This is a genomic window from Dorea sp. OM07-5 (genome assembly GCF_003481355.1).
Taxonomy (GTDB): Bacteria; Bacillota; Clostridia; order Lachnospirales; family Lachnospiraceae; genus Dorea_D; species Dorea_D hominis.
The window spans coordinates 1-534 of record NZ_QUKZ01000063.1 but is presented as its reverse complement, the minus strand read 5'-3'; the positions used below and the strand labels follow the sequence as shown (position 1 = coordinate 534).

The following is a 534-nucleotide window of genomic DNA, read 5'->3' as shown; positions in this document are numbered from 1 at the left end:
AAGCATAAATGCTTTTCGATGCATTGGCATGTAATGCCATGAGCGATAAAATCATAGATTTTAGAACTTCGCATCTTATCATTCTGACTGCTTGTTTCATCAGTCATCAGAAAACTGAATCCCTTCAATCCTCTGATCACTGGTAAAACCAGTTTTTCTTTTTTTCAAACTCTGGCAGCCACCTACTCTCCCACACCGTCTCCAGTGCAGTACCATCGGCCGCTTGGGTCTTAACCATCGTGTTCGGGATGGGTACGGGTGTTACCCCCAAGCGCATCGCCACCAGAAATGTTACCAGTTCTTTTGACAGAATCTGTAACTCATCATCTTGCCTTCGCACGCTTCTTATCTATCTCAAATCCGCTCCGCTTCTTTTCGATAGATTCAAGCCTTCACATGCTTCGTTCCTGTTCCGAACAATCATTCAAACAAGTTTGATGATGTTCGTCTCATGAACGTCGCGTGCTCAGTCCTTGATGACTAAACAATAGACACAACCCTTACTTTTTTCCTTAGAAAGGAGGTGATCCAGCC

At 44.0% G+C, this 534-nt stretch carries 1 rRNA gene; it reads right to left on the bottom strand.

The features are described from left to right. Nucleotides 1-169: 169 nt before the first annotated feature. Nucleotides 170-287 (bottom strand): 5S ribosomal RNA (gene rrf / locus DXC04_RS15435). Nucleotides 288-534: the final 247 nt, after the last annotated feature.